The sequence below is a fragment of the Pseudomonas entomophila genome (assembly GCF_013523165.1).
GTDB classification, from domain to species: Bacteria; Pseudomonadota; Gammaproteobacteria; order Pseudomonadales; family Pseudomonadaceae; genus Aquipseudomonas; species Aquipseudomonas entomophila_A.
This window is the reverse complement of record NZ_JAAMQI010000016.1, coordinates 74,240-99,445: the sequence shown is the minus strand read 5'-3', so window position 1 is coordinate 99,445 and position 25,206 is coordinate 74,240. Positions and strand designations below refer to the sequence as shown.

The following is a 25,206-nucleotide window of genomic DNA, read 5'->3' as shown; positions in this document are numbered from 1 at the left end:
TATAACCTCAAGCGCCTCCACAGCTACAACGGCTACGAAACTCCCGTAGCCATGGAGGAAAAGCTCAAAGCGGCGGCATAAACCTTAATCGGTGTCCAAAATTACTTGACCAGTTCAGGGCCGCTCCTACAGGAGGGCCGCAGTGCTGATCTGACAGAACACCATCGCTCCGGTGTAGGAGCGGCCCCTGTGCCGCGATCGGCCCCGCAGGGGCCGTAAAATCAGCCACTCAACCCCTCCAGGCACAACGCGTGGGCCTCATGCAGCGGCAACTCGCTCGGCAGCTCCAGGGAGTGAGCAAGTTATAGCGTCAACCGAGACACAGGCGGCGCCCTGGCACATCAGCGCGCGGCCCATCTGTGGGGCTTGCCCGCAATGCAGGCGGTGCCTGAGCAGGCCCTGTCGCTGGCAAGCCAGCTATCACTGGCCCTCATTCCAAGCCACGGCCCCGGCATCAGCCTACTGACTGCCCCCCTGCACTCAAGGCTTGTGCGCCCGCGACAGGAACTCGTGGGACTGCATCTCCAGCAACCGGCTCAAGGTCCGCTGGAATTCGAAGCTCAGGCGCCCGCCGGTATACAGGTCCTTGAGCTCCACTTCGGCCGAGATGATCAGCTTGACGTTGCGGTCGTAGAACTCATCGACCATGTTGATGAAGCGGCGCGCGATGTCGTCGGTGGCAACGCCCATCTGTTCCACGTTGCTGAGCAGCACGGCGTGGAAGATCTTGCCCAGTTCGATGTAGTCGTTCTGGCTGCGCGGGCCGTCGCACAGGGCGCGGAAGTCGAACCAGGCCACGTCGTCGCAGGTGCGCAGCGCGTGGATCTCGCGGTTCTCGATCACCAGCACGTCGTTCTCCACCGCCTCGGTGCACTCGGGCGTCAGGGCCTTGAAACTCTGGCGCAGGCTTTCGTGGGCAGCGTCGTTGAGCGGGTAATGGAACAGCTCGGCCTGCTCCAGATGCCGCAGTCGGTAGTCCACGCCGCTGTCGACGTTCACCACCTCGGTATTCTGCTTGATCATCGCGATCGCCGGCAGGAAGCGCGCACGCTGCAGGCCATCCTTGTACAGGCCGTCGGGCACGATGTTGGAGGTCGCCACCAGGGTCACGCCGTTCTTGAACAGCTCTTCCATCAGCGTGCCGAGGATCATGGCATCGGTGATGTCGGAGACGAAGAACTCGTCAAAGCAGATGACCCTGGCCTCCTGAGAGAAGCGCTTGGCGATGAGCGTCAGCGGGTTCTTCTCGCCCTTGAGCGTTTTCATCTCTTCGTGCACGCGCTTCATGAAGCGGTGGAAGTGCGTGCGCATCTTCTGCTTGAACGGCAGCGCCTCGAAGAAGGTGTCGACCAGGTAGGTCTTGCCGCGCCCCACGCCACCCCAGAAGTACAACCCCTTGACGGGGGCCTGCTCCTTGCGGCCGAACAGCTTGCCGAACAGGCCAGGCTTGTCGTGCTCGGCGGCCAGCAGATCGTCGTACAGCCGCTGCAGGTGGCGCACTGCCGTTTCCTGCGCCGCATCGTGGAAGAAGTCGGGGCGTTTCAGATCGGCTTGATAGCGTTCTAGAGGCGTCATAAGTGGTCAGCAAGGCAACAAAAGCGGGCCGTCACTGTAGCGACGGCCCCGGGTAATGGCAATCGGACTTGCGTCAGATTGTCTCAGTCCTGAACGGGCTGCAGCGCAGCGCGCAGGCCTTCGATGGCGCGGTCACGCGCTGCGACGTCGGCGAACGTCGGGCTGTCGGCGACCTGCTCGCCGTCGAGCCAGACGCTGAAGCCCGTCGCCTCGGCGCGCAGGTCGAGCGCATCGCCTTGCTGCAGACGCTTGCTCACGGCGCCAGCGGCCTTGCCGTCGGCGAAACGGCGCGACAGCAACAGTTGCTCGCCATCGGCAGCCAACAGACGGAAGCGGAAGCTGCCATCGTCGTCACGGAAACTGACGAAGCGCGCAGCCTTGGCAGCCTTCTTCTTGGCCCCGCTGGCCACTTGAGCGCTGGCACGGAACGAGCGCAGGCCGACGGCTTCACGCAACTGCTCGAGGAACGGCGATGCGGTACGGCGTGCTTTCTGCGCGCCGGCCAGGAGGATGTCTTCCAGATCCGCCGGACGCTCGATCAAGTGGTGATAGCGCTCGCGTGCCTCGCCCAGCTGACCGTCGAGCAGCTGGAACAGACGCTGCTTGGCCTCGCCCCAGCCCAGCCCTTCCAGAAGCGCCTGCCGGAACTCGCCGGCCTGGGCAGGCGTGGCGAACGCCTGGTAGAGGGTGAACAGGTGCGACTGGTCGGGATCCTTCGGCTCGCCTGGCGCGCGCGAGTCGGTGACGATGCGCGAAATGGCGTCCTTCATGTCCTTGGCGCTGCTGAACAACGGGATGGTGTTGTCGTAGCTCTTGGACATCTTGCGGCCATCGAGCCCCGGCAGCGTGGCCACGCTCTCCTCGATCAGGGCTTCGGGCATGACGAAGAACTCCCTGCCCTGGCCGAACAGGTGGTTGAAGCGCTGACCGATGTCACGGGCCATTTCCACGTGCTGGATCTGGTCACGCCCGACCGGCACCTTGTGCGCGTTGAACATCAGGATGTCGGCAGCCATCAGCACCGGGTAGCTGTACAGCCCCATGCTCACGCCGGCATCCGGGTCTTCGCCGTTTTCCAGGTTCTTGTCCACCGAGGCCTTGTAGGCGTGGGCGCGATTGAGCAGGCCCTTGGCGCTGACGCAGGTCAGCAGCCAGGTCAGCTCGGGGATTTCCGGGATGTCCGACTGCCGGTAGAAGGTCACCTTGTCCGGGTCCAGGCCACCGGCCAGCCAGGTCGCGGCGATTTCCAGGCGCGACCGCTGGATGCGCAGCGGGTCGTCGCACTTGATCAACGCGTGGTAGTCGGCGAGGAAGTAGAACGAGTCGGCGCCAGGCTGCTGGCTGGCGAGGATCGCCGGGCGAATGGCGCCGGCATAGTTGCCCAGGTGCGGCGTGCCAGTGGTGGTGATACCGGTGAGAATCCGTGTCGTCATGGGTAATCGCTTGATCAGGCTTGGCTCAGTTCGAAAGACGCGGCAGCAGCAGATCCTTCAGATCGGTCAGCTTGCCATGAAAGAAGTGTCCGCATTCTGCCACTTTCAGCAGTTCGTGGGGGCGCGCCAGTGCGTCGGACCATTCGTAGACCAGCGTCGGCGCCACCACTTCGTCGGCATCCGGCTGCACCACGGTCAGGGTGCAGCGTTCTGGCAGCGGGAAGTCTGGGCCGAGCCGCATCACAGCTGGTGCGATCATGAACAGGTGCTGCACCGGCGTGTCGCGCGCCTCGAGTCGGCCGACCAGGCTGGCCGCGACGAAGCCGCCGAACGAAAAGCCCAGCACGACCAGCGGCAGGCCAGGATAACGCTCGCCGAGCCAGGCGGCGACGGCCTCGGCGTCGGCCACTTCGCCGGCGCCCATGTCATGGCTGCCGGCGCTCTGGCCGACGCCGCGGTAGTTGAAGCGCAGCGTCGCGTAGCCGGCGTCGCGTGCAGTGCGCTGGAGGGTCGAGACCACCTTGTTGAGCAGGGTGCCGCCCTGGACCGGGTTGGGGTGGCAGATCAGCGCGACGCCACGTGCGTCGGTGACGTCCAGGTGCAACGCTTCCAGCGGGCCGCAGGGGCCGTCGATGAACAGCGGGGTTTCGCGGATGAGCAAGGCACTACTCCGTGACCTCAGGACAGGTCGACTCGTCTAGCTTGGGAATTCTGTTCTGGCATATTGGCGATCGCTCGCGGTATACAGCGCAGGTCTGAGCCGGTAACGTAAAGCAAAGCCGTTTAGAGAGGAAGGACTCGTGGAACACTCGCTTCTAGTTTGGTTGCTACCCACCCTGGCCCTCGTGGTCGGCGTCGTGGTCGGTTTCGCCCTCGCTCGTCTGCTGCCCAAAGCGGTGCCGAGCAGCACCCAGCGTCAGCTGGATGACATTCAGCAGCGCTTCGACACGTACCAGAACGAAGTGGTCACCCACTTCAACAGCACCGCCACCCTGGTGTCGCGCCTGACCCAGAGCTACCAGGACGTCCAGAATCACCTGGCCGACGGCGCCAACCGCCTGGCCCTGGACGAGCTGACCCGTCAGCGTCTGCTGGCGTCGCTGCACGCCGAAGCCGCGCAGCCGCACCGCGATCGCCTGACCCCGCCCAAGGACACCGAGGCGCCTCGCGACTACGCGACCAAGGCGCCCGATGCGCCGGGGATGCTCGATGAAAGCTATGGACTGAAGCGCTGAATCGCGCAGTGACACCAAGGCCTCGCAAGAGGCCTTTTTTGTGGGCGGCGGCGAATGCCGCTCAAGGCAGGACGAGCAGGACATGAACGCAGTGCCTGCACCGCCCTCATCGCGGGCAAGCCCGCTCCCACAGGATAGACCGCTCTAGAGAGCCGTACGGCTCGCATGACCCGGTGACCGCTACAGGTGTGGGAGCGGGCTTGCCCGCGATGAGCGGTAAAGCACCGCGTTGAAGCTCATCATCCACAGGCCAGCAACGCCTGATCGACGTCCGCCAGTAGGTCTTCTACATCCTCCAACCCGACCGACAGCCGCACCAGCCCTTCGGAAATGCCATGCTGCAGACGCTCCTGGGGGCTGTACGCGCTGTGCGTCATGCTGGCCGGGTGCTGCGCCAGGGATTCGGCGTCCCCCAGGCTGACAGCCCGGCTGAACAGCTGCAAGGCATTCATGAAACGCTGCCCTGCCCTCACGCCACCTTTGAGTTCGAAGGCGATCATGCCGCCCGGCAGGCGCATCTGCCGTTGCGCCAGGGCATGCTGGGCGAAGCGTTCCAGCCCTGGGTAGCGCACCTGCTCGACCTGAGGCGCCCGATCGAGCCGCTGCGCCACGGCCAGGGCGTTGCTGCAGTGACGGTCCATACGCAGCGCCAAGGTCTTGATCCCGCGCATCAGCAGCGAGGCATCGTGCGGCGACATCACGGCGCCGGTCATGTCCTTGAGCCCTTCCAGACGAATCCGCCCCACCAGTGCTGCGCTGCCCACGACCAGACCGGCCGTGATGTCGCCATGGCCGCTGAGGTACTTGGTCGCCGAGTGCACCACCAGGTCGGCCCCCCATGCCAACGGGCGTTGCAGGTAAGGCGTGCAATAGGTGTTGTCCACCACCACCAGCACGTCATGGCGACGCGCCACCTCGACCACGCGGGCGATGTCCACCAGGCGCATGGTGGGGTTGGCCGGGGTTTCGAAGAAGATCATTCGCGTACGCGGCGTGAGGGCGGCGGCCAACGCCACCGGGTCGTCCAGGTCGACGTGCCGGACCGTGACGCCGAACTGGCCGATGCCGTGGTGCATGAATGCGAAGGTGCAGCCATAGACGGTCAGGCCGACGATCAGCTCATCGCCTGGCCGCAACAAAGTCCACAGGGTCGAGGTGATGGCGCCCATCCCCGAGGCCAGGGCGAGGGCCGCCTCGCCCCCCTCCAGGGACGCCACGCGCTGTTCCAGCACGGCCAGGGTCGGGTTGGAAATACGGCTGTAGAAGTGTCCGTCGATTTCGCCTGCGAAACAGGCCGCGCCGTGCTCGACGGTGGGGAAGGCATACGTTGAGGTCTGGTAGATCGGAGGCACCAGGGCGCCTTGATGGGCCTGGGGATCGTAGCCATGGTGGATGGCCCGTGTGGAAAAACCGTAGCGGTCGTCAGCATCGCCCATGACCTAATGCCTCCAGTGGTTTGGCATAAGCTTATGCCACCGTTGCGATCTGCGCGCTCGGACATGACTGAAGGTGTTGCGAAGGGTCCTGGAGTCGCGATCGTCTACACGCTGCTGCTGGTCGCGCCGCCTTGCCAGCCTGGCAGGGCTTCATCCTTCTGCCTGTCGATCATCCATGAAAAAACCCGCCAGGCTCATCGCCATGGCGGGTTTTCAGTCGAGCGTCGTGCGTCAGATCGCGCCACGCGTGCGCAGCACGTCCAGCACCTGCTTGACGCCTTCCTCCACGCTCGCGCTCTGGGTGTCGATCACCAGGTCGGCCTCCAGCGGCACGTCGTACGGGAAGCCTTCGCCCGGAATGTTGTCACCACCGGCGGCATACAGGCCCTGCGGGTCGCGCTCGCGGCACACCTGGGGCGATGCCTGTACGTAGACGGTGATCAGGCGCTCGCTGCCGATCAGGGCCTTGGCCTGTTCGCGGCCCTCGGCATCCGGCGCGACGAAGGCAGCCAGGGTCAGCAGGCCGGCTTCGTTGAACTGACGCGCCACGTGCGCAGCACGGCGCCAGTTCTCGGTACGACCGGCGCGGTCCTGCGGCAGGCCCTTGTTCAGGTCGTGACGCAGGTTCTGGCCGTCGAGGACGTAGACCGCACGGCCCATGTCGAAGAGCTTGCGCTCCACGGCATAGGCCAGGGTGCTCTTGCCCGCGCCGGACAGGCCGCTGAACAGCACCGTGGCAGGCTGCTGGCCGAAGCGCAGCGCACGCTCTTCGGTACTCACGTGCGACGAAGTGCCATGCTGACCCGTGCCACCGTGCGGCAGCACCGGCGGTGCGATGATCATGCCGGCGCCGACGGTGCCGTTGGTCAGGCGATCGATGACGATGAAGGCGCCCGTGGTGCGGTTGCTCTCGTACCCATCCAGCGCGATCGCCCAGTCGAGGCTGACCTTGACCTTGCCGATCTCGTTGAGCTGCAAGGCACTGGCCGCGCCCCGCTCCAGGGTGTTCACGTCGACCTTGTGGGCGATGCTGGCGATCGAGCCCGGCACGTAGCTGGTGGCACGCTTGATGTCGTACTTCTTGCCCGGCAGCATCGGCTCTTCGGCCATCCACACCAGCATGGCGTCGAACTGGTCGGTGACCGGCGGCACGTTGTCGGCATGCACCAGCAGGTCGCCACGGGAGATGTCGATCTCGTCTTCCATGGTCAGGGTCACGGCCTGGCCAGGGCCGGCGTGCTCCAGTTCACCTTCGTAGGTGACGATCGACTTGACCCGGCTGCTCTTGCCCGACGGCAGGACCACGACCTCGTCGCCCTTGTGCACGATGCCACTGGCCAGGGTGCCGGCGAAACCGCGGAAGTTCAGGTTGGGGCGGTTGACGTACTGCACCGGGAAGCGCAGGTCGGTGAAGTTGCGATCGGCCGCGACTTCCACCGTTTCCAGGATTTCCATCAGCGCCGGGCCGGTGTACCACGGCGAGCGCTCGCTGCGGTTGACCACGTTGTCGCCCTTGAGGGCGGACATCGGTACGAAGTGCAGGCTGCTGGGCTGCAGGTCGATGGCGTCGGCGAAGGCCAGGTAATCGGCCTTGATCGACTCGAAGACGCCTTCATCGAAGCCTTTCAGGTCCATCTTGTTGACGGCGACGACGATGTGCTTGATGCCCAGCAGGGAGGCGATGTAACTGTGGCGACGGGTCTGGGTCTGCACGCCATAGCGCGCGTCCACGAGGATGATCGCCAGGTCGCAGGTCGAGGCGCCGGTGGCCATGTTGCGGGTGTACTGCTCGTGGCCGGGCGTGTCGGCGATGATGAACTTGCGCTTGGCGGTGGAGAAGTAGCGGTAGGCGACATCGATGGTGATGCCCTGCTCGCGCTCGGCCTGCAGGCCATCGACCAGCAGCGCCAGATCGATGTCCTCGCCGGTGGTGCCGGATTTCTTCGAGTCCCGGGTGATGGCCTCGAGGTGGTCCTCGTAGATCATCTTGGAGTCGTGCAGCAGGCGCCCGATCAGGGTGCTCTTGCCGTCATCCACGTTGCCGCAGGTGAGGAAACGCAGCAGTTCTTTGCGCTCGTGCTGAGCCAGATAAGCGAGGATGTCTTCGCTGATCAAATCGGATTGGTGCGACATGGAGTAACCCTGAAGTTAGAAGTAGCCCTGACGTTTCTTGTCTTCCATGGAGCCGGCGCCGTCATGGTCGATGACCCGGCCCTGGCGCTCGGACGTTCGCGTCAGCAGCATTTCCTGGATGATGTCGGTGAGCGTCTCGGCCTCGGACTCCACCGCACCCGTCAACGGGTAGCAGCCGAGCGTGCGGAAACGCACCTTCTTCTTGACGATGCGGGCCTTCTCCTCGTCGGAGAGGTGCTCCAGGATGCGATCGTCGTCGATCATGATCAGGGTGCCATTCTTCTCGATGACGTCGCGCTCGGCGGCGAAGTACAGCGGCACGATCGGGATGCCTTCGAGGTAGATGTACTGCCAGATGTCCAGCTCGGTCCAGTTCGACAACGGGAAGACGCGGATCGACTCGCCCTTGTTGACCTTGCCGTTGTAGACGTTCCACAGCTCCGGGCGCTGGTTCTTCGGGTCCCAGCGGTGCTTGCTGTCGCGGAACGAGTAGACGCGCTCCTTGGCGCGGGACTTCTCTTCGTCGCGACGCGCGCCACCGAAGGCGGCATCGAAGCCATGCTTGTCCAGCGCCTGCTTCAGGCCCTGGGTCTTCATGATGTCGGTGTGCTTGGCACTGCCGTGGGTGAACGGGTTGATGCCCTGCGCCACGCCTTCCGGGTTGACGTGGGTGATCAGCTCCAGCCCCATCTCCTCGACCATGCGATCACGGAAACGGTACATCTCCTGGAATTTCCACTGGGTGTCGACGTGCATCACCGGGAACGGCAGCTTGCCTGGGAAGAAAGCCTTGCGCGCCAGGTGCAGCATCACGGCAGAGTCCTTGCCGATCGAGTAGAGCATCACCGGGTTATCGAACTCGGCGGCCACCTCGCGGATGATGTGGATGCTCTCCGCCTCCAGCTGTTTCAAGTGCGTCAGTTTGTCGACCATGGCTACTCACGAAAAACGATCTTATGGACGGCCGTCGGGCCGTGTTCGAGCAGGGCACTCTATCACAGCGACACTGTTCTATTTAGGCAGCGGGATAGACCGAAACAGTCTAACCATATGCCGTGAGGTTTGAGGGTTTCGGGCTGCGAGCAACGCGTTTTGAACCTGTGGGGCTTGCCAGCGATGACAGCGGTGTCGGCACTGTCGCTATCGCTGGCATGCCCCACAGGTTGCTGCTGGACTGTAGCTGTCGTCAGACCGGATTGGGGCAGTCGATGAACAGGTGCTCGACGGCAAAGCGCCGGGCCAGGTAGTCGCCCAGGGCCTGGACGCCGTAGCGCTCGGTGGCATGGTGGCCGGCGGCGATGAAACCGATGCCGTTCTCGCGGGCGCTGTGGACGGTCTGCTCGGACGCCTCGCCACTGAGGAACAGGTCCACGCCTGCGGCGATGGCATCGTCAATGTAGCCCTGCCCGCCCCCGGTGCACCAGCCCACGCGGCTGACCAGTCGCTCGCTGTCGATCAGCAGGGGTTCGCGGCCGAGCGCCTCATGGACGCGACGCGCGAAGTCGCGGGCCGGCATCGGTTCGGCCAGCGAGCCGATCAGGCCGATGACCTTCGGGTTGCCGGGATCGAGCGGCCCTTCGACCGTGATGTCCAGTTGCCGTGCGAGCTGGACGTTGTTGCCGACCTCGGCGTGCACGTCCAGGGGCAGGTGGAAGGCCAGCAGGCTGAGGTCGTTGCGCAGCAGGGTGGCGAGCCGTCGCTGCTTCATGCCGGTGATGCACGGGTTCTCGCCCTTCCAGAAATAGCCATGGTGCACCAGCACCAGGTCGGCGTCGGCCTGCACCGCCGCATCGAGCAAGGCCTGGCTGGCAGTCACGCCGCTGACGATGCGGCGTACCTGGGGCCGGCCCTGGACCTGCAGACCATTGGGGCAGTAATCCTGGATCTTCGCGCTGGCCAGGTAGCGTTCGGCTTCCTCGACCAAGGTATTCAGGGCAACGGCCATCGGGTATCTCCTCCATACGGCGGGTGGTCGGACCTGCGCCCGAAAAGGCCTCCATTATACGAAGGGCGGCCGTCACACGGGCAAACCCGTCGCCTGGCGGGCGCGATCGCACGCCGGCATCGTCGTCGCGACACGGGATGTGTATGATCGCGCGCGTTCCCGGGTGTGCCGTCACCCACCCTGCCCTTTCCAGGATGTGATCGATGTTCAAGTCCATGCGTTACTTTGCCTGGCCATTGCTGACCGGCGTGCTGATCGCCTTGCTGGTGATCCAGCGCTTTCCCCAGTGGGTGGGCCTGCCCAGCCAGGACGTCAACCTGCAGCAGGCGCCACAGACCACGCAGACCGTGCAGGGCCCGGTGTCCTACGCCGACGCGGTGACCGTGGCGGCGCCGGCCGTGGTCAACCTGTACACCACCAAGGCCAGCAAGGCCGCCGGCAAGAACGCCCACCCGCTGTTCGAGGACCCGCAGTTCAAGCGTTTCTTCGGCGACAACCTGCCCAAGCAGCGGCGCTGGGAGTCCAGCCTGGGGTCGGGGGTGATCATGAGCCGCGAAGGCTACCTGCTGACCAACAACCACGTGACCGCCGGTGCCGACCAGATCGTGGTGGCGCTCAAGGATGGCCGCGAGACACTGGCACGGGTCATCGGCAGCGACCCGGAAACCGACCTGGCGGTGCTGAAGATCGACCTCACCGACCTGCCGGCGATCACCATCGGCCGCTCCGACACCATCCGCATCGGCGACGTCTCGCTGGCCATCGGCAACCCGTTCGGGGTCGGCCAGACCGTGACCATGGGCATCATCAGCGCCACCGGGCGCAACCAGCTGGGGCTGAACAACTACGAGGACTTCATCCAGACCGACGCGGCCATCAACCCCGGCAACTCGGGGGGTGCACTGGTCGATGCCAACGGCAACCTGATCGGCATCAACACCGCGATCTTCTCCAAGTCCGGCGGCTCGCAAGGCATCGGCTTCGCCATCCCGGTCAAGCTGGCCCTGGAGGTGATGAAGTCGATCATCGAACACGGCCAGGTGATTCGCGGCTGGCTCGGCATCGAGGTCCAGCCCCTGAGCCAGGAGTTGGCCGAATCGTTCGGCTTGAAAGGCCGCCCCGGCATCGTCGTGGCCGGCATCTTCCGCGAAGGCCCGGCGCAGCGCGCAGGCCTGCAGGTCGGCGACGTGATCCTCAGCATCAACGGCGAGCCGGCCGGCGACGGGCGCAAGTCGATGAACCAGGTGGCGCGGATCAAGCCGAGCGACAAGGTGGTGATCGAAGTGATGCGCAACGGGCAGCCGCTCAAGCTGGTCGCCGAAGTCGGCATGCGACCGCCACCGGCGCCGGTCGCCACCCCGCCGGAAGGGTGAGCCTGGGTCGGGCTGCCGCGGCGGCCCGACCTCGATCGACGCATGTGCATAGGAAATTTCGCGGGGCCGTGACATGCTTCGAGGTCTTTCACGCCTCCGTCACGTTCCCCGTTCCGCGCAGAGCGTGCGTCTTTTCCAGGAGCTTTCATGACCGACCCGCTGATCCTCGAACCGCAACAGACCGCCGACGCCTGTGTGATCTGGCTGCATGGCCTGGGCGCTGACCGCTATGACTTCATGCCCGTGGCCGAGTTTCTCCAGGAACGTCTGCTGAGCACGCGCTTCATCCTGCCCCAGGCGCCGACCCAGCCCGTCACCATCAATGGCGGCTACGCCATGCCCAGCTGGTACGACATCAAGGCCATGACGCCGGCACGTGCCATCGACGAGGCGCAGCTCGAAGCCTCCGCCGAGCGGGTGATCGCCTTGATCGAGGCCGAGCGGGCCAAGGGCATCGACTTGACTCGCATCGTACTGGCCGGCTTCTCCCAGGGCGGCGCCGTGGTGTTGCACACGGCCTACGTCCAGTGGCAGGAAGCGTTGGGCGGCGTGCTGGCGCTCTCGACCTACGCCCCCACCTTCGGCGACGAGCACCAGCTCAGCGCCTGCCAGCAGCGCACGCCAGCCCTGTGCCTGCATGGCGTGCACGACCCGGTGGTGGTGCCGTCCATGGGCCGCACGGCGTTCGAGTACCTCAACACCTGGGGTGTCCCGGCGCGCTGGCAGGAATACCCCATGGAGCATGAAGTGGTGGTCGCCGAACTGAGCGACATCCACGACTGGTTGAGCGAAAAACTACGCTGAGCGCGCCCTTGGCCAGGCTCGTCGCGGCAATAACCTGCGCCGAGCCGGGTTCTTGCATTACACTGCCCGCCGTACATTCCTTAACCAATCGACGAGATGACCGTGCTCAAGGCACTCAAGAAACTCTTTGGCATGGGTGAGGCCGGCGTTCAGCCAGCCGCCGTCCCCGCTGCCATGGCGCCCCGCACGGCGCCCGTCCAGGCTGCCGAAGCGGCCCCGACGACACCTGCGCCTGCCGTGTCGCAGCCCGCGCCCACGCCGCCCACACCGCCGGTCGCCGCCCCGACTGTCGCGCCTGCCGCGAACACGCCGCAGCGCGCACGACCACCGCGTCCCAAGCCTCAAGCCTCTTTGTGGAAACGCGAGGACTTCGTGGTCGAGCCCCAGGAGGGCAAGACACGCTTTCATGATTTCGCGCTGTCCGACACGGTGATGCACGCGATTCACGACCTGGGCTTCCCCTACTGCACGCCCATTCAGGCCCAGGTGCTGGGCCATACCCTGCGTGGTGAGGACGCCATCGGCCGTGCCCAGACCGGCACCGGCAAGACCGCCGCGTTCCTGATCTCGATCATCTCGCAGCTGCAGCAGACACCCCCGCCCAAGGAGCGCTACATGGGCGAGCCACGGGCGCTGATCATCGCGCCGACCCGCGAGCTGGTGGTGCAGATCGCCAACGATGCCAAGGCCCTCACCCGCTACAGCGGCCTGAACGTGATGACCTTCGTCGGCGGCATGGACTTCGACAAGCAGCTCAAGAGCCTCGAGGCGCGCTACTGCGACATCCTCGTGGCCACGCCGGGCCGCCTGCTGGACTTCCAGCAGCGCGGCGAAGTGCACCTGGACATGGTCGAGGTGCTGGTGCTGGACGAAGCCGACCGCATGCTCGACATGGGCTTCATCCCGCAGGTCCGTCAGATCATCCGGCAGACGCCCCCCAAGAGCGAACGCCAGACGCTGCTGTTCTCCGCGACCTTCACCGAAGACGTGATGAACCTGGCCAAGCAGTGGACCACCGACCCGGCGATCGTCGAGATCGAGCCGGAGAACGTCGCCAGCGACACCGTCGAGCAGCATGTGTATGCGGTGGCCGGCAGCGACAAGTACAAACTGCTGTACAACCTGGTGACCCTCAACCAGTGGCAGCGGGTGATCGTCTTCGCCAACCGCAAGGACGAGGTGCGCCGCATCGAGGAGCGTCTGGTGCGCGACGGCATCAACGCCGCCCAGCTGTCGGGCGACGTGCCGCAGCACAAGCGCATCCGCACCCTGGAGAACTTCCGCGAAGGCCGCGTCAGCGTGCTGGTGGCCACCGACGTGGCTGGCCGCGGCATCCACATCGACGGCATCAGCCACGTGATCAACTTCACCCTGCCCGAAGATCCGGACGACTACGTGCACCGCATCGGCCGCACGGGCCGCGCCGGAACCAGTGGTGTGTCGATCAGCTTCGCCGGCGAGGACGACTCCTACCAGCTCCCCGGGATCGAAGCCCTGCTCGGCCGCAAGATCAAGTGCGAAATGCCGCCTCAGGAGCTGCTGGCGGCGGTGCCCAAGCGCACGCCTTGAACGGCAGGCTGCAACCGTCCGGCGAATGCATTTTTCAAATGCCAGCTTCAAGGAAGAAGGTGGCCGCGTATGTTCAAGCGGCCACCCTCACTCTTGTCGCCAAGCGTTTCACGCGATGACAAGGCGTTGGCCAGCCCCCTTCAAAGCTTGGGGCGCTCAGAAACGTCTACAACTGGCACAACCCTGTCCCGTGTTGCCATCAGCCATGGCATCGAAGCCAGCGTTATCAGCAAATCAGGTGGCTGTAATCATGTTCCTGATCCATCGGCGCACATGAGTGAGCATGATCCATATTGCTGTCTGGGAATGTACTGACGCGCTCGCTGGCCCGGAGAGCGCATGATATCGCTAAACCATTGCCTGCCAGATGGTAGATAGTGGGGCTGATCCTAAAGCCGTTTTTCCATAACGATGGTGCGCTCAGCTCCATGCACTTCGTCGCGGACTTTCTGATAACCCAACGCGCTATAGAACTCTTCAGCTGTGATCGACGATGGCACGCGTAGAGTCCCGATGCCGGCATGAACAGCAGTTGCGTGAATAACCTCCATCAAATACCGACCTATACCGACCTTTTGGTGAGCTGGATCAACGAAAACACTTCTGACTACGTCGCCGTCGAGCCCAGCAGTGCCGATAATTTTTTCGCCCAGCAATGCTACGAAAACCCTGCGCTTAGCAAGTTGTGCGATGACGACTTCAGGAGCAAAGCTCCGTTCAACCTGAGCAATCACATCAGGCGGGTAATCTTGTGAATTTGACTCACGCAGGGCGGCTAGCACTACACGGCTAATCGCTGCTGCATCTGCGCTTGTTCCAGGACGAACGTGATATTTCATGAAGAGACCTCAAGCCTAAAGACCACAGCTTAGTGCATCGTACATTCTCCTCCTGAGGGCTCACAGCAAGCTGAATGCTGGTAGACGGCGCAGGAATGCACAACAGCGCTCATAAAGACATTGTTGATCTTGGAGGGAATGATTTACAGACCTTGTGAGCCCTGCGTGTCTAACCGCGGCCAGTCCGGCGTCATGGGTTTGGACCGCATTGCTGGTCTGACAGACCGGCACACGCCCTTTTGTGGGAGCGGGCTTGCCCGCGATGCAGGCGGTGACGGACCGGACGCCATCGCGGGCAAGCCCGCTCCCACAGGGCCGTGACAGCCGGTCTTGTGACGAGATGGCTACAAATGAGCGGCTCCGGAAATCGCTCAGCGATCAAGCCTTTCAATCCTGCTGGTCATCACCCTATCCTCTGCGCGACCGCGCAGCGCAAAGGCGGCGAGTGGATTCCCCATAGCTACAGAACCCTGCCACTTGCCGCCCTTCTCACCACCGCTGCGCCGCGTCCTGATCGCTCTGGCGCCCTTCGACCCAACGGGGGCCGTCGGGCGTGGTTTCCTTTTTCCAGAACGGCGCCTGGGTCTTGAGGTAGTCCATGATGAAGTCGCAGGCCTGGAACGCGGCCTGGCGATGGGCGCTGGCCACGCCGACGAAGACGATCGGCTCGCCCGGTGCCAGGGCACCGATACGGTGCAGCACCTGCACGTTCAACAGGGGCCAGCGCGCATGTGCCAATGCCACGATCTTGGCCAGGGCCTTCTCGGTCATGCCTGGGTAATGCTCGAGGAACATTCCGGCGACGTCGCGCCCATCGTTGAAGTCGCGCACGTAGCCGACGAAGCCGACCACCGCCCCCACGCCGACGTTGGCAGCATGCAAGGCCTCCAGTTGCTGGCCGGGCTGAAAGGGGGCCTGCTGGACCTGAACGCTCATGCTCAACCCCCGGTCACGGGTGGGAAGAAGGCGACTTCATCGCCCTCGGCGACCGGTTCGTCGAGCCGGCACAGGTCCTGATTGCGCGCGCACATCAGGTTCTGCTCGCCCAATACCGCATAGGCATCGCCCTTGGCCAGCAACGCACGGCGCACGTCGTCGAGCACGGTGAACGTGCCTTCCAATGTGTCGCCCTCGCGTCCGATCCGCTCGCGGTAACGCGCGAAGTACACCACTCGAACCTGCATCATGCCTCCGCCTGGTAAGGGCCGCTCTTGCCGCCGGTCTTTTCCAGCAGACGCACCTGCTCGATGACCATGCCTTTGTCGACGGCCTTGCACATGTCGTAGATCGTCAACGCGGCGATGCTGGCGGCGGTCAGGGCCTCCATCTCCACGCCCGTCTGCCCGGCCAGCTTGCAACGCGCACGGATGTGCACCGCGTCGGTGCCCTCGGCGTGCAGCTCGACCTTGACGCTGGTCAGCATCAGCGGGTGGCACAGCGGGATCAGGTCGCTGGTCTTCTTGGCGGCCTGGATGCCGGCGATGCGGGCCACGGCGAACACGTCGCCCTTGGGGTGCTCGCCGTCGACGATCATGCGCAGCGTCTCCGGGCGCATGCGCACCCGCGCTTCGGCGATGGCTTCACGGGCGGTGACGGCCTTGTCGGTGACGTCGACCATGGCGGCGCGCCCTTGGGAATCGAGATGGGTCAGCACGGTTTTCCTCCGGTAAGAGGCAAAGAGTGTAAACCCGACGCCGAGGTTCCCGGAACGGAAAAAGCCGGGCGGCCAGGCGCCCGGCGGGAGGGAGAAGCCTTACAGGTGCGATTCGGCGTATTCGGCCAGGACCGAACGTGGCACGCCTTGCAGGGTGATGTGCACGCCGTGGGGGAAGTCCTTGAAGCGTTCGGTCAGGTAGGTCAACCCGGAACTGGGGGCCGACAGGTAAGGGGTGTCGATCTGCGCCAGGTTGCCTAGGCAGACCACCTTGGAACCCGCGCCAGCCCGGGTGATGATGGTTTTCATCTGGTGCGGCGTGAGGTTCTGGCACTCGTCGATCAGGATCAAGCTCTGCTGGAAGCTGCGGCCGCGGATGTAGTTGAGCGACTTGAACTGCAAGGGCACGCGCTCGAGGATGTACTCGACACTGCCGTGGGTGTTCTCGTCGTCCATGTGCAAGGCTTCGAGGTTGTCGGTGATGGCGCCCAGCCAGGGCTCCATCTTCTCGGCCTCGGTGCCGGGCAGAAAGCCGATCTCCTGGTCGAGCCCCTGCACGCTGCGGGTCGCGATGATGCGCCGGTAACGCTTGCTGACCATGGTCTGCTCGATGGCGGCGGCCAGGGCCAGGATGGTCTTGCCCGAGCCGGCGGCGCCAGTGAGGTTGACCAGGTGGATGTCCGGGTCGAGCAGCGCGAACAGCGCCAGCGCCTGGTGAATGTCACGCGGCTTGAGGCCCCAGGCCTCCTGGTGCAGCAAGGGCTCCTGATGCAGGTCGAGCAACAGCAACTCGTCGCCGCGCACGCCCTTGACCCAGCCGACGAAGCCCTGCTCGTCGATGATGAACTCGTTGACGTGCACCGGGGCGATGGTTTCGTTGAGGTGGACGCGGTGCCAGGTGCGGCCACGCTCCTGGCGCGTCTCGACCTTGTCGACCCGGTCCCAGAACGAGCCGGTCACCGAGTGGTAGCCCTTGGACAGCAGCGACACGTCGTCGACCAGCTGGTCGGTGCTGTAGTCCTCGGCGGCGATGCCGCAGGCCCGCGCCTTCAGGCGCATGTTGATGTCTTTGGTGACCAGCACCACGCTCAGGTCCTTGCGTCGGGCACGCACTTCCAGGACCTGGTTGATGATGATGTTGTCGTTGAGGGTTTCCGGTAGCAGCTGGGCCGGGTCGTTGCGCGGGGTCATCAGGATCGAGAGGTAGCCTTTCGGGCCGCTCTTGCCGCGCTGGATCGGCACGCCGCGCTCGACGTCCTGGGGCGAGGCGTCGCCCAGGGTCTGGTCGATCAGGCGGATGGCCTGGCGACACTCGGCGGCGACGGTGTGCTTGCCGGCCTTGAGCTTGTCGAGCTCTTCGAGCACGGTCATCGGGATGGCGACGTAATGCTCCTCGAAGTTGAGCAATGCATTGGGGTCGTGGATCAGGACGTTGGTATCGAGCACATACAGGATTGGCTGGTCGGAAGAAGGGGTGCGTCCTTGGTCATCCATACTCTGTCACCTTATGTGGGAGCCAGACGGCGCGCTATCACCGCGCCGCGAAGTGACACCGTTCTCCCCGTATCCGCGTCGTTACGGGCGGGGAGCGCACCTGCAGCCATGCGGGCCTGGATGACGCCACCTGTGCTGCAGGATTCGGCTGTCCATCTCCTACATACCGCAAACCCATGGCAGGCAAAAGTCTTTTCCCGTGGTTGCGCAGTTTATTTCTTCCGACTGACCACACGCCTTGGTTTGTCGTCCAGGTGCGACTACAGTCAGTGGTCAACCTCCTCGTGTTCATCCTCCGCCGGCACGAACACCTCGGTGCCCTGCTCGGCCTCACGCACGGGCGGCGCCTGGAAATCCCCATGGCAATCGGCCCAGCCGATGCCGCTCTGCGCAGTGAGCGTCAGCACCTGCTGCACCGCAGGTTGCGCCTTGGCCGAGGTCTCGTTGAACTGCACGATGCCGTGGCGCCAGAGCAGCATCAGGCTGAGCACGCGCTGCGCCGACTGCTCGGCGCTGAGCGGCCCGTTGTCCTGGGCGTCGATGTCCCACAGCGAAACCCGTAGCTGGCGAGCGGCCATGAACGCCTGGCCATCTTGGCGCCGTTGCCCATAGGGCGGGCGGAACCAGCCGACGTATTGCTGGGGCGCATCGCCCTGGATCCTGGCCTGGCTGCGCTGCAGCGAGGTTTGCCAATCCTGCCACTGCGCGTGGGAGCGGTACTCCCACCCTTGCAGGCCGACGCAGTGACCGGCATAGCGCTCGCGCAGCGTGGCGGCGGACGTGGCGTCGCGACGCTGCTGCCAGCGGCTGCCCAGCACGAAGAACAGCGCGGAGACCTGCTGCTCGCGCAAGTAGTGGGCGAGCGTTTCGGACGCGCCATCCGTCAGGTCAGGGCCGCCGACGACGCTGAGCAGGAACAGGCGGTCGCCGAACGTACCGCCCGTGCCTTCAGGGTCCAGGAACCGTTGGACCTCGCTTTCCAGGCGCGGCAGCAGCGCGGCCTTGCGCAGCAGGTCATCCAGGTAGCGCACGTGGAACTGCCGGCTGGGCTCGATCCAGCCGGCGTAGAACGCGCCGACCTGGGTATCGAAGGTCGCGGCCAAGGTGCGCAATTCGGCCAGGGACTCGGCCGGGAAGCAGAACGAGGCATCCAGATCACAGCTCTGCAGGGCCTGCTGGTAGTTGTCCCACAGTCGCCCCCACATCCTGGCGCGCACGGCACGCACCGACTGCAGGTTGATCTGGCGCAGCTGCAGGCGGTCGGCCAGGGCCTGCTCATCGAGCCCCTCACTGTCGTGCAGGACCTGGGCGAAGGAGAGAATCTGCGCGCGCGAGGCGACGTCGAACAGCACCGGGCTGTCCAGCCGCTCCGGCCAGACGCTGCGGTCGAGGCTGACGAACGGCGTCGGCGCGGCCTGGGCCACGGTGGCGAGGAAAACGGCCAGGACGATCCAGGCGACACGCATGCGGCAACTCCCTGTGGACGAGCCGCGTACTATAGCCGTCGTCAGCCGATCGTGGCAGTTCGAGGCCATGGGGTTTGGCGTGACCTGCCAGCCGCTTTAGAATCGTCCGCTGACTTCAGGAGCCGAACCATGCTGGCCGTACTTTCACCTGCCAAGACCCTCGACTACGAAACCCCGCCGGTCACCCAGCGCCATACCCTGCCGCAGTACCTGGACCATGCCCAGCTGCTGATCGATCAATTGCGCGATTTTTCGCCCCAGCAGATCGCCGAGCTCATGCACCTGTCGGACAAGCTGGCCGGGCTGAACGCCGCGCGCTTCGGCAGCTGGTCGGCGCACGTCACGCCAGACAACGCCAAGCAGGCACTGCTGGCGTTCAAGGGCGACGTCTATACCGGACTGGACGCCGACAGCCTGAGCGAAGATGACTTCGACTACGCCCAACAGCACCTGCGCATGCTCTCGGGGTTGTACGGCCTGCTGCGACCGCTGGACCTGATGCAGCCCTACCGGCTGGAGATGGGCACGCGCCTGGCCAATGCCCGGGGCAAGGACCTGTACGCCTTCTGGGGCACGCGCCTGAGCGAGGGGCTGAACCAGGCCCTGGCCGACCAGGGCGACGACGTGCTGTTGAACCTGGCGAGCAACGAGTACTTTGGTGCGGTCAAGCGTGACGCGCTCAAGGCACGCGTGGTCGACATCGAGTTCCGCGACTTCAAGAACGGGCAGTACAAGATCATCAGCTTCCACGCCAAGAAGGCCCGTGGACTGATGGCGCGCTTCATGATCCAGGAGCGTGTCGAGGATCCTGCGCGACTGAAGGCGTTCGATGCGCAGGGGTATCGGTATGAACAAGACGCCTCGAACGCAGACAGACTGGTCTTTCTGCGCGACGAGGCGCCTTGAGGCGACACGGCACAGGTGCCCTGACGCCAGGGCACGGCGTCAGGTGCCAGGCTCAGGATGACCCATCGGCAATCAGCCACGTCTCACATCAAGCTTGCCATTCACAACGGTCAGTGGTTCGTTCGAGCGTCTGAGGTTGAACGTGTAGGTGAAGGCCACGTGCGTCCTGTCCTCATTCCATGAAGCCTCTGTGATGGTGAAGGTGTCAGGGTCTGCCGGGTACAAGCCATACCCAACCAGGAGTGCAGCCTTGTCAGGCATCACGACGCCTTCAGCCACGCTGAAGCCAAGGCGTGCGCCTGCACGTCCCACGTTTTGCTCATCGTACTCCACCAAGGTGACAAAGCCTTTGGATGCATTGGCGTCGTAATGAAGCTCGAAGCGGTTGGCCGTGAACTGATCGATCGTCATGAACGCCGGACTGATCGACGCCGAGCCGGAGCCAGTCGCCGTCAACTCGCTGCTGTCGAAGGATGACAGCGCGTTCTCACCTTCGACATAGAACCTCCCGTCAGTGATGGAAAACGCTTTATCGTTCTCGGCTTTGCCGTCGAATTCGAAGTGAGCGACTTGCAGGGTGCCTGCGTCCTTGTCCCACTTGAGGCCTCCAACCTTGCCACCTGTGGCATAACCGCCCGTCGAGCCGGCAAAATAGGCCCACACGCCTGTCTCCTTATCGCCAATCTCATGATCGCCATCCTTGATGCTGGTGGGGAAGCCCAGGAACATGTAGATCGGATCGGAGGCTTGAGCGCCGTCAGAGCGCTCCTCGCGGATCATGCCCAGGACACCCACCGTGCTCTCGGTCCGAGAGAAATGAACCGACGTTGCGACGAATTGATTGCCAGGTACCCATCCAGCGGGCGAAACCGTGGCGGACAGCGAGCCGGTGGCGTTGTCGGTCTGCAAAGCGCCAGCGACCATGTGTTCGATTTGCATGTTCTTACCCTCTGATGACTGCGTGATGCAGCGTTGTAAAAACCCTAAAGGTTTTGCTCAAAGCCGGACCACTGGCAGAAGTGCTAGCCCTTGCCGCGACACAGGCCTTTTGAAGGCACACCCCTGACGGGATAGGATGTCACCTTCACTCCAAGGACATGGCCCTCATGATCATCGGCGCATTGCTCATCCTCACCTGGCTGGTGTTGCTGCTGCGTTATCCGGCCAAGGCGCTGGTGATTTCGCTGGCGGCGGTCTGTGGGCTGGGGCTGGTCGCCGTCTGGGTCGCCTGGCAGGATCATCGCGAGGCGACCCAGCTGGCGCGCCTCGCGCTTGGCCTGCACTACGCGCCTGACCAATGCCCGGCCGATCGCGCCTTGCGGGTCGAGATGAAGAATGGCAACGACGTGCCCCTGGTCGCGCTGCGCTGGCAGGTCGCTGCTTATGCGCCAGGCGATACGATCAACCTGGCCGAGAACACCTACGACTCGCCACGCTACCAGGGCCCGGGCCAGTTGCAGCCGGGCGCCGCCTGGGCCGACTGCCTGCCTCTGCCACCGGTACGGGCCGGCTATCGGGTGCAGACGCTGACGTTCCGCGCCGAGCAGGTGCAAGGCCGCTTCGCGGATTGACCCGCCCCTTCACGTTGACAGGTAACCCTGCATGTCCGTCGTTCTGATCACCGGTTGTTCCAGTGGCATCGGCCACGCCCTCGCCGAAGCGTTTCGCGATGCGGGCCATCGCGTCTGGGCCACGGCGCGCCGCCATGAGGACGTCGAACGGCTCAATGCTGCCGGCCTGCGTGGGTACGCCCTGGACGTGACCGACGCCGCGGGCGTGTCGCGCCTGGCCGAGCGGCTCGAGGCCGAGGAAGGCGGGCTGGACGTGCTGATCAACAATGCGGGCTACGGCGCCATGGGGCCGTTGCTGGACGGTGGCGGCGAGGCGCTGCGTCGGCAGTTCGAGACCAACGTGTTCGCGCTGGTGGACGTGACGCGCGCGCTGTTCGCGTTGCTGCGCCGCAACCGAGGCCTGGTGGTGAACGTCGGCAGCGTCTCGGGCGTGCTGGTGACGCCGTTCGCGGGTGCCTATTGCGCGTCCAAGGCGGCCGTCCATGCGGTAAACGATGCATTGCGCCTGGAGCTGGCGCCATTCGGTATCCAGGTGATGGAGGTGCAGCCAGGGGCCATCGCTTCGCGCTTCGCCACGCACGCGGAGCGTCAGGCCGAGCAGGTACTGACCCCCGACTCGCCGTGGTGGCCACTGCGCGACGGCGTCCGTGCCAGGGCCCGCGCCTCGCTGGACCGACCGACGCCGGCGACGGTGCTGGCGCATGACGTACTGCAGGCGTGTTCACGCCGTCCGGTCCCGATCCGCGTGCGGGTAGGCAACGGCAGCCTGGCGCTGCCCTGGCTGGCCCGCTGGGTGCCGCGACGGTGGTTGGATTGGGTACTGAAGAGACGTTTTGGTTTGCTGCGTTCGCTTTAGGCCACGGTTGGGTACGTGTCCCCATGCAGACGATAACTGGTCAGGCGCCGTCGCTGGCAAGCCAGCGTCCGCCAAGGGCGGTGCGAGCTGCCAGAAGGCAGGTCGTGCACGTCCGTATCAATGCTCCATCCCATGGGCTGATTCCATGAGCCCTGCGGGCCCAATCACTGATCTGACAGAGCGGTTCACCCTCTGTGTGGGAGCGGGCTTGCCCGCGATGCAGGCGGTGATGGGCCGGACGCTATCGCGGGCAAGCCCGCTCCCACAGGAGGACTGCGCTTGCCTGTACCAGGCCGATGAACCTGTGGATGCAACAATGACCTGTGGACGTATGCCTCGTCATGGCCATCGAACGACGCTGACCAGCCTGCTCCCCCCTCTCCAAGCCTGGACGGTTTCGACTACTCGAACGCCTGCCACCCACCGCCCAGGGCTTTGTACAACCCCACCAATGCCTGCGACACGGCAGCCGAACTGTCGATCCACTGCTCTTCGCTGGCCAGCAAGGCGCCTTGCACGGTCAACACGTTGACGAAATCCACCGCCCCTTCCACGTACTGGCGCTGGGCCGTTTCCAGGGCGATCCGGTTTTCCTTGACTGCCTCGGCCAGGTGATCCCGACGCAACTGGCTGGCGTTGTACAGGCGCAGCACATCGTCGATCTCGTGCCAGGCGCCAAGCACCACCTTGCGGTAGTTCAAGGCCGCCTCCTGCTGCTGGGCCTCGCGCAGGTGCAGATTGCCCTTGAGGCGCCCGCCTTCGAAGATCGGTAGCGACACCTGCGGGCCGAAAGCGAAGCGCCGCGCATCCCAGCCGGCAAAATCGGACAGTTGCATGGCCTGCAAGCCGACGCTGCCTGACAACCGGATGCTCGGGTAGAAGTCCGCCTGGGCCACGCCGATGTTCGCAGTGGCGGCGTGCAGCCGGGCTTCGGCCTGGCGGATGTCCGGGCGACGCGCGGCCAGTTCCGACGGCACGCCGATGGCGAAGGCCTGACGCGGTGCAGGCAGGTCGGCCTCGGCCAGCAATGTCGTCTGCAGGCTGCGTGGAGGCTCGGCAGCCAACAGGCTCAGCGCGTTGATCAGATCGTCACGGCGTGCTTCGAGGCTGGGCAGTCGTGCTTCGATCGAGGCCACCTGCGCGCTGGCCTGGGCCACGTCCAGGCGCGTGGCGACCCCTTCGGCCTGCCGGCTGCGCGAAAGCCTCAGGCTGTGCCGGGCGACGTCGAGGTTTTCCTGCGTCACCCGCAAGGTGTGCTGGGTCGCACGCAACTGGATGTAGTCACCCGCCGTTTCGGCCAGCAAGGCCAGGAGCACGCCGCGCCGGTCGTTTTCCGCCACGGCGACGGAGGCATCGGCCGCTTCCACCTGGCGGCGCACCCGCCCCCACAGGTCCAGCTCCCAGCCTGCGACCAAGTCGCCCTGCCAGAGATCGTAGGCCGACTTGCCGCTGCGTCCAGACGGGTCGTTGAGGCCTTCGGCGCTGTTGCGTGCGCGGTCATAGCCCGCCTGGACCCCGACCGACGGCACCTCGTCGCTCGCCACGCTGCTGCGCAGTGCCCGGCTTTGCAGCAACCTCGCACTGGCCATCTTCAGGTCGAGGTTGTGTTGGGCAACGCGCTCGATCAAGGCGCTGAGACGGGCGTCATGGAAGGTGTCCCACCAGCGCATCTGCAGGGGCTGCGCTTCAGGCTGGCTGGCAGCACGCTGCCCCTGCACGGGCTCCCAGGCGACAGGGGCCTGTGCGTCGGGACGCTGGAAATCCGGCCCCAGGGTGCAGCCTGTCAGCAGGAGAATGGCCAGCCACGGGCTCAGGCGTGTCAGGGCGCTCATCGTGCGCTGACCTGCGCGCCGCCCAGACGATCGCTCTGGGTGTCGACGGTCGCCTCGACCGACATGCCGACCCGCAGCCGCGCCAGCAGAGGCTGGCCGTCGTCGAAGACGATCTTCACCGGGATCCGCTGGACCACCTTGGTGAAGTTGCCCGTGGCGTTGTCCGGCTTGACCGCCGCGAAGGTCACGCCAGTGGCCGGGGCGATGCTGTGCACATGGCCGTGCAGCACCGCGTCGCCGAAGGTGTCGACACGCAGGGTGACCGCCTGGCCCGGTTGCACATGGGTCAGTTGCGTCTCCTGGAAGTTGCCCAGCACGTAGGCCTGGTGCAGCGGCACCACCGACAGCAATCGGGCGCCTGGATTGACGTAGGCGCCCACGCGCAACGCGCGCTCGCCCACCATGCCGTCGACCGGTGCGGTGATGCGCGTGTAGGACAGCGCCAGGCGCGCTTGTTCCACGCCTGCCTCGGCGCGCTTGAGCTGGCCGTCCGCGCTGGCGATCTGCGCCTGCAGCACGTCCACCTGCTTGCGCGTGGCCTGCAACGCGGCCTGGGCGTTGGCCTGGCGGGCTCGCGCCTGATCGACACGACTGCGGGCCTGCTGAGCGTTCTGCACGGTGCCCGCGCCCTGCTCGGCCAGGCGGCCATAACGCCCGACTTCCTGGCTGGCGAACGCCGTTTCGGCCTTGGCCGCCTGCAATGCAGCCTCGGCCTGGGCGATCAGCGCCTGCTGCCGCTCCAGCGTGGCCCGCGCATCGACGCTCTGGGCACGGGCGACCAGCCGCTGCGCCTCGGCGGCTTCCAATGCGGCCTGGTAGTCCCGTGCATCGAGGGTCGCCAGCAACTGGCCGGCCTTGACCTGCTGGTTGTCTTCGACCAGCACCTGCTCGATGAAACCGGCGACCTTCGGTGCGACCACGGTGTAGTCGGCGACCACGTAGGCGTCGTTGGTGCTCTGGCGTTCATCGCTGCCGAGCAGCCAGGGCCCGACGAGGGCCGCCAGCACGGCCACGGCGAGCACCGAGCCGATGATGAGGGTCTTGCGAGGGTTGTTCATGCGAAGAATTCCGAATGCAGCCCCAGG

Annotated in this window: 23 protein-coding genes; 7 read left to right on the top strand and 16 right to left on the bottom strand. The window is 65.0% G+C overall.

Annotated features, from left to right (window positions below; genetic code table 11):
• Positions 1–480: 480 nt before the first annotated feature.
• The 3 genes from zapE to G7Z99_RS14165 all read right to left on the bottom strand — a co-directional run bounded on the left by zapE (position 481) and on the right by G7Z99_RS14165 (position 3,669).
• Positions 481–1,575 carry a cell division protein ZapE gene (gene zapE / locus G7Z99_RS14175; protein ID WP_181094820.1) on the bottom strand — a complete coding sequence of 365 codons (1,095 nt, stop codon included), beginning with the start codon at positions 1,573–1,575 and terminating at the stop codon, positions 481–483.
• Positions 1,576–1,658: 83 nt separating this feature from the next.
• Positions 1,659–3,008 (bottom strand): tryptophan--tRNA ligase, encoded by a 1,350-nt coding sequence (locus G7Z99_RS14170; RefSeq protein WP_181094818.1) that lies wholly within the window; start codon positions 3,006–3,008, stop codon positions 1,659–1,661.
• A 25-nt stretch (positions 3,009–3,033) separates the two neighbouring features.
• Positions 3,034–3,669, bottom strand: a complete 636-nt coding sequence (locus G7Z99_RS14165) for an alpha/beta hydrolase (protein ID WP_181094816.1) — start codon at positions 3,667–3,669, stop codon at positions 3,034–3,036.
• 139 nt (positions 3,670–3,808) lie between these two features.
• Here G7Z99_RS14165 and G7Z99_RS14160 point away from each other — a divergent pair, with 139 nt between their 5' ends.
• The gene (locus G7Z99_RS14160) at positions 3,809–4,243 is read left to right on the top strand and encodes a YhcB family protein (RefSeq protein WP_060394913.1); all 435 of its coding nucleotides are present in this window, start codon (positions 3,809–3,811) and stop codon (positions 4,241–4,243) included.
• Between the two features lie 239 nt (positions 4,244–4,482).
• Here the strand turns inward: G7Z99_RS14160 and G7Z99_RS14155 are convergent, their stop codons facing one another.
• The 4 genes from G7Z99_RS14155 to G7Z99_RS14140 all read right to left on the bottom strand — a co-directional run bounded on the left by G7Z99_RS14155 (position 4,483) and on the right by G7Z99_RS14140 (position 9,757).
• Positions 4,483–5,679, bottom strand: coding sequence for a methionine gamma-lyase (locus G7Z99_RS14155; RefSeq protein ID WP_181094814.1), 1,197 nt, complete (start codon positions 5,677–5,679; stop codon positions 4,483–4,485).
• Positions 5,680–5,910: 231 nt separating this feature from the next.
• Positions 5,911–7,812, bottom strand: a complete 1,902-nt coding sequence (gene cysN, locus G7Z99_RS14150) for a sulfate adenylyltransferase subunit CysN (RefSeq protein ID WP_181094812.1) — start codon at positions 7,810–7,812, stop codon at positions 5,911–5,913.
• A 15-nt stretch (positions 7,813–7,827) separates the two neighbouring features.
• Positions 7,828–8,745, bottom strand: coding sequence for a sulfate adenylyltransferase subunit CysD (cysD, locus tag G7Z99_RS14145; RefSeq protein ID WP_181094810.1), 918 nt, complete (start codon positions 8,743–8,745; stop codon positions 7,828–7,830).
• Between the two features lie 253 nt (positions 8,746–8,998).
• Positions 8,999–9,757 (bottom strand): Nif3-like dinuclear metal center hexameric protein, encoded by a 759-nt coding sequence (locus tag G7Z99_RS14140; RefSeq protein WP_181094808.1) that lies wholly within the window; start codon positions 9,755–9,757, stop codon positions 8,999–9,001.
• A gap of 203 nt (positions 9,758–9,960) precedes the next feature.
• On the opposite strand from G7Z99_RS14140, the gene algW reads away from it, so the two are divergent.
• The 3 genes from algW to rhlB all read left to right on the top strand — a co-directional run bounded on the left by algW (position 9,961) and on the right by rhlB (position 13,503).
• Positions 9,961–11,130 carry a Do family serine endopeptidase AlgW gene (algW, locus tag G7Z99_RS14135; RefSeq protein ID WP_181094801.1) on the top strand — a complete coding sequence of 390 codons (1,170 nt, stop codon included), beginning with the start codon at positions 9,961–9,963 and terminating at the stop codon, positions 11,128–11,130.
• A 147-nt stretch (positions 11,131–11,277) separates the two neighbouring features.
• Positions 11,278–11,934: an alpha/beta hydrolase gene (locus tag G7Z99_RS14130; protein WP_181094799.1), complete on the top strand. Its 657-nt coding sequence runs from the start codon at positions 11,278–11,280 to the stop codon at positions 11,932–11,934.
• A 102-nt stretch (positions 11,935–12,036) separates the two neighbouring features.
• Positions 12,037–13,503, top strand: coding sequence for an ATP-dependent RNA helicase RhlB (gene rhlB, locus G7Z99_RS14125; RefSeq protein WP_308812294.1), 1,467 nt, complete (start codon positions 12,037–12,039; stop codon positions 13,501–13,503).
• 389 nt (positions 13,504–13,892) lie between these two features.
• Here rhlB and G7Z99_RS14120 read toward each other — a convergent pair whose 3' ends face one another.
• From G7Z99_RS14120 to G7Z99_RS14095, 6 genes are all read right to left on the bottom strand, one after another.
• The gene (locus G7Z99_RS14120; protein ID WP_181094795.1) at positions 13,893–14,342 is read right to left on the bottom strand and encodes a GNAT family N-acetyltransferase; all 450 of its coding nucleotides are present in this window, start codon (positions 14,340–14,342) and stop codon (positions 13,893–13,895) included.
• Between the two features lie 489 nt (positions 14,343–14,831).
• Positions 14,832–15,278, bottom strand: a complete 447-nt coding sequence (gene moaE, locus G7Z99_RS14115; RefSeq protein WP_181094793.1) for a molybdopterin synthase catalytic subunit MoaE — start codon at positions 15,276–15,278, stop codon at positions 14,832–14,834.
• Positions 15,279–15,280: 2 nt separating this feature from the next.
• Entirely contained in the window at positions 15,281–15,526 is a 246-nt protein-coding gene (locus tag G7Z99_RS14110; RefSeq protein WP_181094826.1) for a MoaD/ThiS family protein, read from the bottom strand.
• On the bottom strand, positions 15,526–15,996 hold the full coding sequence (gene moaC / locus G7Z99_RS14105) for a cyclic pyranopterin monophosphate synthase MoaC (RefSeq protein WP_181094791.1): 471 nt from the start codon (positions 15,994–15,996) through the stop codon (positions 15,526–15,528). Before moaC ends, G7Z99_RS14110 begins: the two co-directional genes overlap by 1 nt.
• Positions 15,997–16,095: 99 nt before the next feature.
• Positions 16,096–17,490, bottom strand: coding sequence for a PhoH family protein (locus G7Z99_RS14100; RefSeq protein WP_181094789.1), 1,395 nt, complete (start codon positions 17,488–17,490; stop codon positions 16,096–16,098).
• Between the two features lie 266 nt (positions 17,491–17,756).
• On the bottom strand, positions 17,757–18,956 hold the full coding sequence (locus G7Z99_RS14095) for a polysaccharide deacetylase family protein (protein WP_181094787.1): 1,200 nt from the start codon (positions 18,954–18,956) through the stop codon (positions 17,757–17,759).
• 129 nt (positions 18,957–19,085) lie between these two features.
• On the opposite strand from G7Z99_RS14095, the gene yaaA reads away from it, so the two are divergent.
• Positions 19,086–19,862 carry a peroxide stress protein YaaA gene (yaaA, locus tag G7Z99_RS14090; RefSeq protein WP_181094785.1) on the top strand — a complete coding sequence of 259 codons (777 nt, stop codon included), beginning with the start codon at positions 19,086–19,088 and terminating at the stop codon, positions 19,860–19,862.
• A 72-nt stretch (positions 19,863–19,934) separates the two neighbouring features.
• On the opposite strand, the gene G7Z99_RS14085 is transcribed toward yaaA, so the two are convergent.
• Positions 19,935–20,801: a hypothetical protein gene (locus tag G7Z99_RS14085; protein WP_181094783.1), complete on the bottom strand. Its 867-nt coding sequence runs from the start codon at positions 20,799–20,801 to the stop codon at positions 19,935–19,937.
• Between the two features lie 167 nt (positions 20,802–20,968).
• Here G7Z99_RS14085 and G7Z99_RS14080 point away from each other — a divergent pair, with 167 nt between their 5' ends.
• Both G7Z99_RS14080 and G7Z99_RS14075 read left to right on the top strand, forming a co-directional pair.
• Positions 20,969–21,433 (top strand): multidrug transporter, encoded by a 465-nt coding sequence (locus G7Z99_RS14080; RefSeq protein WP_181094781.1) that lies wholly within the window; start codon positions 20,969–20,971, stop codon positions 21,431–21,433.
• A gap of 31 nt (positions 21,434–21,464) precedes the next feature.
• Positions 21,465–22,289, top strand: coding sequence for an SDR family oxidoreductase (locus G7Z99_RS14075; protein WP_181094779.1), 825 nt, complete (start codon positions 21,465–21,467; stop codon positions 22,287–22,289).
• A gap of 401 nt (positions 22,290–22,690) precedes the next feature.
• On the opposite strand, the gene G7Z99_RS14070 is transcribed toward G7Z99_RS14075, so the two are convergent.
• Both G7Z99_RS14070 and G7Z99_RS14065 read right to left on the bottom strand, forming a co-directional pair.
• On the bottom strand, positions 22,691–24,121 hold the full coding sequence (locus G7Z99_RS14070; protein WP_181094777.1) for an efflux transporter outer membrane subunit: 1,431 nt from the start codon (positions 24,119–24,121) through the stop codon (positions 22,691–22,693).
• Positions 24,118–25,179 carry an HlyD family secretion protein gene (locus G7Z99_RS14065; protein WP_181094775.1) on the bottom strand — a complete coding sequence of 354 codons (1,062 nt, stop codon included), beginning with the start codon at positions 25,177–25,179 and terminating at the stop codon, positions 24,118–24,120. Before G7Z99_RS14065 ends, G7Z99_RS14070 begins: the two co-directional genes overlap by 4 nt.
• Positions 25,180–25,206: the final 27 nt, after the last annotated feature.